Source organism: Pseudomonas sp. 57B-090624 (assembly GCF_003234055.1).
Taxonomy (GTDB): Bacteria; Pseudomonadota; Gammaproteobacteria; order Pseudomonadales; family Pseudomonadaceae; genus Metapseudomonas; species Metapseudomonas tohonis.
On record NZ_QKRU01000141.1, the window covers coordinates 1 to 6,305 of the forward strand.

Genomic DNA, 6,305 nt, shown 5'->3' on the forward strand with positions numbered 1-6,305 from the left:
GCCCCAGGTGCTGGACAGCTCGGGCAGTTCCAGGCCGTGGGCGACGCCGTGGGCCAGGGCGAACAGGGCGGTCAGGCCCACGGCGACGAACATTGGCGGGCGCACGGCCACGGCCACCAGCAGGCCGAGGGCGAGTACCGAGGCGGCGATGCCGGTTTCCATGAAGGGCAGTTCCAGGCCTTCGAAGCCCAGCAGGCCACCGAGCAGCATGGTGCCGACGAAGGTCACCGGCAGTGCCCAGCGCGCGGCGCCTTGCTGCTGCGCGGCCCAGAGGCCCACGGCGAGCATCGCCAGCAGGTGGTCGAGGCCGGTGATGGGGTGGGCGACGCCGGCCATGAGGCCGGAGGAATCATGCCCGGGGTGGGCGAAGGCCAGTGCCGGGGTGAGGAACAGGGCGAGGGCGTAGAGGGCTTTGCGAAGGGTCATGTGAAGCTCCTTGTTGTGCGGGTCAGGCAGCGCCGAGCAGGCCCTGCTTCTCGATGAAGGCGATGATCTCGTCGAGACCCTGGCCGACCTTCTGGTTGCTGAAGACGAAGGGCTTGTCGCCGCGCATCTTGCGGGCGTCGCGGTCCATCACCTCGAGGGAGGCGCCGACCATGGGCGCCAGGTCGACCTTGTTGATCACCAGCAGGTCGGATTTGCAGATGCCCGGGCCGCCCTTGCGCGGCAACTTGTCGCCGGCGGAGACGTCGATCACGTAGAGGGTCAGGTCCGACAGCTCCGGGCTGAAGGTGGCGGAGAGGTTGTCGCCGCCGGACTCGACGATGATCAGCTCCAGGCCGGGGAAGCGGCGGTTGAGCTGGTCGACGGCCTCGAGGTTGATCGAGGCGTCCTCGCGGATGGCGGTGTGCGGGCAGCCGCCGGTCTCCACGCCGATGATGCGCTCGGGGTCCAGGGCCTCGTTGCGCACCAGGAACTGGGCGTCTTCCTGGGTGTAGATGTCGTTGGTCACCACGGCCAGGTTGTAGCGGTCGCGCAGGGCGCGGCAGAGGGCCAGGGTGAGGGCGGTCTTGCCGGAACCGACGGGGCCGCCGATACCGACGCGCAGGGGTTGGCTGTGCATGTTGCTCTCCTAGGAACGGAACAGACGGCTGTACTGGCGCTCGTGCGCCATGCTCGCCAGGGCCAGGCCGAAGGCGGCGCTGCCCCACTGGTTTTCGGGAGTCTCGCTGGCCGTGTCCTGCGCCTTCTGCAGGGCCGGCAACAACGCGGAGGTCAGGCGCTGGGCGGCTTGCTGGCCCAGCGGCAGGGTCTTCATCAAAACGGCCAGCTGATTCTCCAGCCAGCCCCAGAGCCAGGCGGCGAGGGCGTCCTGCGGGGCGATGCGCCAGGTGCGCGCGGCCAGGGCCCAGGCGCAGCCGAGCACGGGCTCGTGCAGGGCGGCAAGGGCGCTGCGGGCCGGGGCATCCAGCTCCGGCAGGCCTTCGAGCAACTGCTGCAGGGAGTAGCCCATCTGCCGGTTCTCCAGCTGCAGTTCGCGGGTTTCGCGGCTGGCACGCTGGCACTCGCCGAGGTCGCTGAAGCGGGTCCAGTCCGCGTCGGCGGCGGCCTCGCACAGGGCCAGCAGCAGTGGCGCCTCGAAGCGCGCGAGGTTGAGCAGCAACTGGTCGGTGATCCAGCGTTCGGCGCTCTGCGGGTCGTCCACCAGGCCCTGGTCCACCGCCAGCTCCAGGGCTTGCGAGTAGCTGTAGCCGCCGATGGGCAGCTGGGGGCTGGCCAGGCGCAGCAGCTGCCAGGCCGGGTTCACGTGCGCACTCCGAACTGGTGCAGGCGCGGCGCGTAGTTGAAGTCGGCGTCGCCGTGGTGGGAGTGGTGGTGGCCGCCGCCGTAGGCGCCGTGCTCGGGCTGGAAGCCGGCCTCGATGCGCTCGACCCGCGCGCCGAGCTGTTCGAGCATCGCCAGCAGCACGTAGTCGTCCAGGAGGCGCAGCCAGCCCTCGCCGATCTGCAGGGCGACGTGGCGGTTGCCCAGGTGGTAGGCGGCGCGGGTCAGTTCGAAGGCGTTGGCGCAGGTGACGTGGAGCAGTGCCTCGGGGCGGGCGGTGACGCGCACCACGCGGCCGTCCTGGGCCAGCAGGCAGTCGCCGTCGCGCAGGGGCGGCTGGCCGCGATCGAGGAACAGGCCGACGTCTTCGCCGGCGACGCTGAAGCAGCGCAGGCGGCTCTTGCTGCGCGCCTCATAGGTGAGCAGCAGTTCGGCGTCCCAGCTTTCGCGGGGTTCGATTCTTTCCTGGATGACCAGCATGGGAGGTCCCGGCAGTGTGCAATGCCGGTGCTAGAGCAAGGTGCTTGCCAAGAGGGTGCGAGGCCTTGTGTTGCGGCGCATGGGGCGCGGGCTGACAGTTCCTGGGGCGCCGGAATGCTTCGTCGTGGTGCGCGATGGATCGTTTTGGTGCGCGCTGACGGGTCGGTCAGCTTCTGGCGCTGCCGAGGCCCTGCCAGTGCTTGCCGCCGATCATGATGAAGCGCAGTTGCTGGATCATCTTGGCCGCCGGGGTGAGGTGCGGGGCCAGGCCCTTGGCGGGCGGGTCGATGAGCTCGGGCAGGGTGGCGAATACCGTCTTGACCACCAGGTCGGAGACCACGTCCAGCGCCGGGTCGTCCAGGTGCGGCATGCGGTTGATCAGCTTGAGGTCGGCGGCGAGGTCGTCGGTGATGCGCTCGCGCAGGGCGGCGATGGCTTGGCGCACCGGTTGCGAGCCGCCGTACTGCTCGCGGGCGAGGAAGAGGAACTGGCCGCGATTGGCCTTCACCGCGTCGAGGAAGATGCGCACCGAGGCGTCGATGATCCCGCCCATCTCGAATTCGTTGTGGCGGACCACGCGGATGGTGTCGCGGAAGGTTTCGCCCACCTCGCTGACCAGGGCCAGGCCGAGCTGGTCCATGTCGGCGAAGTGGCGGTAGAAGCCGGTGGGCACGATGCCGGCGGTGCGGGCGACTTCGCGCAGGCTCAGGCTGCCGAACCCGCGGCCGCTGTCCATCAGCAGGCGCGCTGCATCCATCAGGGCCTGGCGGGTCTGCTGTTTCTGTTCCGAGCGTGGGGTCATGGAGCCGGTTCGCGGGGTGTGGATGCGCCGCACTCTAGCAAATGCCCCCTGCCGGTGCGAACCGCATTCAGTGAACGGTTGTTGACTGAAAGCGGGGTGCTCATGCAGGCTAGTGAACAAGTGTTCACTGGTGTTGCCGATGCCCCTCATTCCCCTGTCCCTCGCCCGCCACCTGGCGCCCGCCCTGAAGCCCTTGCGGGCGCTCGCCGAGCGCGCCTGGCTGCGCGAAGCCGAGGTCGATTTCTTCCTGGCCCGCGTGCACCCGTTGCTGCGTCTCAACCGGGTCTTCGCCCGCCTGGAGGCGCGCAACTGGGTCGCGGACGACATGCTCGCGCTGACTTTTCGCGTCAACGGCAATGCCAGGGGCTGGCGCCCCGGTCAGCATGTGCAACTGCACCAGAGCCTCGATGGCGTACGCCTGGGGCGCAGCTACAGCCTGACCGCGGTGCATGCCGACGGCCGCGTGGAGCTGGCGATCAAGCGCCAGCCGGGTGGGCGCCTGTCCAACCGCCTGCTGGACTTCCTCGAGATCGGCTCGCAGGTGGAGATGGGCCAGGCCGAGGGCGAGCTGCGCTGGCCGCAGGGGGCCGATGGCGTGCTGCTGCTGGCAGCCGGCAGCGGACTCACACCGCTGCTGGGCTTGCTGCGCGAGGCCCTGGCGCAAGGCTTCGCGGCGCCGGTGACGCTGCTGCACTACGTGCGCCGGCGCGGCCAGCGGGCCTTCGCCGAGGAGCTGCAGGCCCTGGCGCGGCGCCATCCGAATTTCAGCGTGCGCTGGGCGATCAGCGGCGAGCCGCCGGCAGCCGACGAGTTGGCCGGACGGTTCCAGGCGGGCGCTGTGCAGCACATCGACGCCAGCGACCTGCTGGCCTGCGGGCCCCACGGCTTCGTCTCGACGGTGCGCCAGTGGTGGCAGGCCGAGCCCCGGCGGGGCGCTCTGCAACTGGAAGCCTTCAGCGCGCCGGCGCTGAACCCGGACGAGCCCGCGCGCCAGGTGCGCCTGGGCTTCGCCCGCTCGCGCAGCGAGATGCAGGGCGACAGCCGCTACAACCTGCTGGAGCAGGCCGAGGCCCATGGCTTGCGCCCGGCCCACGGCTGCCGCCAGGGCGTCTGCACCCGCTGCACCTGCAAGCTGGTCAGCGGCACGGTGCGCGACCTGCGAACCGGCGCGCTGGCCGCCGAACCGGGCCAGCCCATCCGCCTGTGCGTCAGCGCTCCCATGGGCGACCTGGTGCTCGACCTCTGAACCGGCGTCATGCCGACAACGCCTCGATGAGCGAGAACGACATGCGTATCGACCGAGAACTGGGCCCCGAGGAACTGCGGGCCTTCGCCGCCGAGCTGGACGCCCTGCGCCAGCGCACCCTGGACGACCTGGGCGAGGCGGACGCCCGCTACATCCGCCGCATCCGTGGCGTGACCCGATTGTGCTGCTGGGCCGGCCGGCTTCTGCTGCTGCTCGGCTGGTTCCCGCCCACCTGGCTCCTGGGCAGCGCCTTGCTGGGGCTGGGCAAGATCCTCGAGAACATGGAGCTGGGCCACAACGTGATGCACGGCCAGTACGACTGGATGAACGACCCGGAATTCTCCGGGCAGCGCTATGAGTGGGACATCGTCGGTCCCGCCGACTTCTGGCGGCACACCCACAACCATGTCCACCACACCTACACCAACGTGCTCGGCCGCGATGACGATGTCGGCTACGGGCTGGTGCGGCTGTTCCCCGAGCAGCGCTGGAAGCCCTTCTACCGCTGGCAACCGCTGTGGGTGACCTTGCAGGCGCTGCTGTTCCAGTTTTCCGTGGCCGTGCAGCACCTGCGCCTGGACCAGTACTTCAAGGGCCGCATGAGCCGCGAGGAGCTGCGCCCGCGCCTGCGCCAGTTCAACGCCAAGGTGCTGCGCCAGCTGGTCAAGGACTACCTGTTCTTCCCCCTCGTCGCACTGGCCCTGGGTGCCAACGCCTGGGCGGTGGTGGCGGGCAATGCCCTGGCCAACCTGATCCGCAACCTGTGGACCTTCACCGTGATCTTCTGCGGCCACTTCACCGAGCAGGCGGTGGTCTTCCCCCCCGAAGTGCTGGAGGGCGAAACCCGCGGCCAGTGGTACCTGCGCCAGCTGCGCGGTTCCAGCAATCTCGCCGGGGGGCCGCTGCTGCACATCCTCACCGGCAACCTCAGCCACCAGATCGAGCACCACCTGTTCCCCGACCTGCCGGCCCGTCGCTACGCCGCGTTGGCGGTGGAGGTGAAGGAGATCGCCCGGCGCTACGGCCAGGTCTACAACAGCGGCAGGCTGTCCGTGCAGTTCGCCACCGTGCTCAAGCGCATCTGGATCTACCGTTCGCCACCGGCCGCCGTCCCGGTGTGACCCCAGAAATGCGAAAGCCCGGCGTGTGCCGGGCTTTCAGTCTGTGGAGGGACGCCGTGTGGGCGGCGCATCTGTTCTCGCCTCAGTGAGCGAACCCACTTCAGACGGCGCGGAAGCCAGGAGTACGGTCGGCACCATCTTCGGCGACGCGGAAGCCCGGAGTGCGGTCGGCACCGTCTTCGGCAATGCGGAAGCCAGGGGTGCGGTCGGCACCGTCTTCGGCGACGCGGAAGCCAGGAGTACGGTCGGCACCGTCTTCGGCGACGCGGAAGCCAGGGGTGCGGTCGGCACCGTCTTCGGCGACGCGGAAGCCCGGGGTGCGGTCGGCGCCACCTTCGGCAACGCGGTTCAGGGTGCGTTCGGCACCGCCTTCAGCGACACGCAGGCCGGGGGTGCGATCGGAGCCGTTTTCGGCAACCGGCTCGACGACCTGGATGAAGCCGCTGTTGTCGCGGGATTCGCCCAGAACCGGTTGCGGCTCGGAGGGCAGGGCAAAGGCGGTGGCGGAAAGGCTGGTCAGGAACAGGGCGGCAATGGCATGGGCTTTCATGATCTGTGGCTCCTCGTGGGGGGGCTGGTAAGTGACTACGGAGCCCATGTTACGGAGCCCCCGGAAAGCCCAGAAGTGAAGGCGGCCAATAGTAAGCATCGATCTCTTTAATGGTTGATTTTTCCATTTCAGATCAATGGGTCGAGGGTGCCTTTGGCGCTTCTTCGCAGGCTTTGCACAGGCTTTGCGGGCTACTCATCGATGGCGGTGATGCGGGCGTGGCAGACGGTGAGCGACGGACGCGCGTGCCGGGTGGCACCCGACCTGCAGGTTCCGGTTACCGATGCGGGGCCTGGGCAGCCCCTAGGGCGGGTGAAACCCGCGAGTGTGTGGGTGCCGGGG

Annotated in this window: 8 protein-coding genes; 2 read left to right on the forward strand and 6 right to left on the reverse strand. The window is 69.2% G+C overall.

Translation table 11 applies throughout. The features are described from left to right. The 5 genes from DMX10_RS31600 to DMX10_RS31620 form a co-directional block, all read right to left on the reverse strand. Positions 1-426 (reverse strand): HupE/UreJ family protein (locus tag DMX10_RS31600; RefSeq protein ID WP_111264799.1); only part of this gene is annotated, 426 nt, incomplete at its 3' end. Between the two features lie 22 nt (positions 427-448). Continuing rightward, positions 449-1,063 (reverse strand): urease accessory protein UreG, encoded by a 615-nt coding sequence (ureG, locus tag DMX10_RS31605; RefSeq protein ID WP_021222421.1) that lies wholly within the window; start codon positions 1,061-1,063, stop codon positions 449-451. Between the two features lie 9 nt (positions 1,064-1,072). Next, positions 1,073-1,747 carry an urease accessory protein UreF gene (locus DMX10_RS31610; protein WP_111264800.1) on the reverse strand — a complete coding sequence of 225 codons (675 nt, stop codon included), beginning with the start codon at positions 1,745-1,747 and terminating at the stop codon, positions 1,073-1,075. Next, the gene (gene ureE / locus DMX10_RS31615; RefSeq protein WP_111264801.1) at positions 1,744-2,244 is read right to left on the reverse strand and encodes an urease accessory protein UreE; all 501 of its coding nucleotides are present in this window, start codon (positions 2,242-2,244) and stop codon (positions 1,744-1,746) included. Before ureE ends, DMX10_RS31610 begins: the two co-directional genes overlap by 4 nt. A 166-nt stretch (positions 2,245-2,410) precedes the next feature. After that, the gene (locus tag DMX10_RS31620; protein ID WP_111264802.1) at positions 2,411-3,046 is read right to left on the reverse strand and encodes a TetR family transcriptional regulator; all 636 of its coding nucleotides are present in this window, start codon (positions 3,044-3,046) and stop codon (positions 2,411-2,413) included. Between the two features lie 139 nt (positions 3,047-3,185). Between DMX10_RS31620 and DMX10_RS31625 the strand changes: the two genes are divergently transcribed. Further along, positions 3,186-4,292 carry a ferredoxin reductase gene (locus tag DMX10_RS31625; protein WP_111264803.1) on the forward strand — a complete coding sequence of 369 codons (1,107 nt, stop codon included), beginning with the start codon at positions 3,186-3,188 and terminating at the stop codon, positions 4,290-4,292. A 41-nt stretch (positions 4,293-4,333) separates the two neighbouring features. Then, complete coding sequence (locus tag DMX10_RS31630) at positions 4,334-5,413, forward strand: fatty acid desaturase (RefSeq protein WP_111264805.1); 1,080 nt, start codon at positions 4,334-4,336, stop codon at positions 5,411-5,413. 100 nt (positions 5,414-5,513) lie between these two features. On the opposite strand, the gene DMX10_RS31635 is transcribed toward DMX10_RS31630, so the two are convergent. Then, entirely contained in the window at positions 5,514-5,963 is a 450-nt protein-coding gene (locus tag DMX10_RS31635; protein ID WP_111264804.1) for a phage infection protein, read from the reverse strand. Positions 5,964-6,305: the final 342 nt, after the last annotated feature.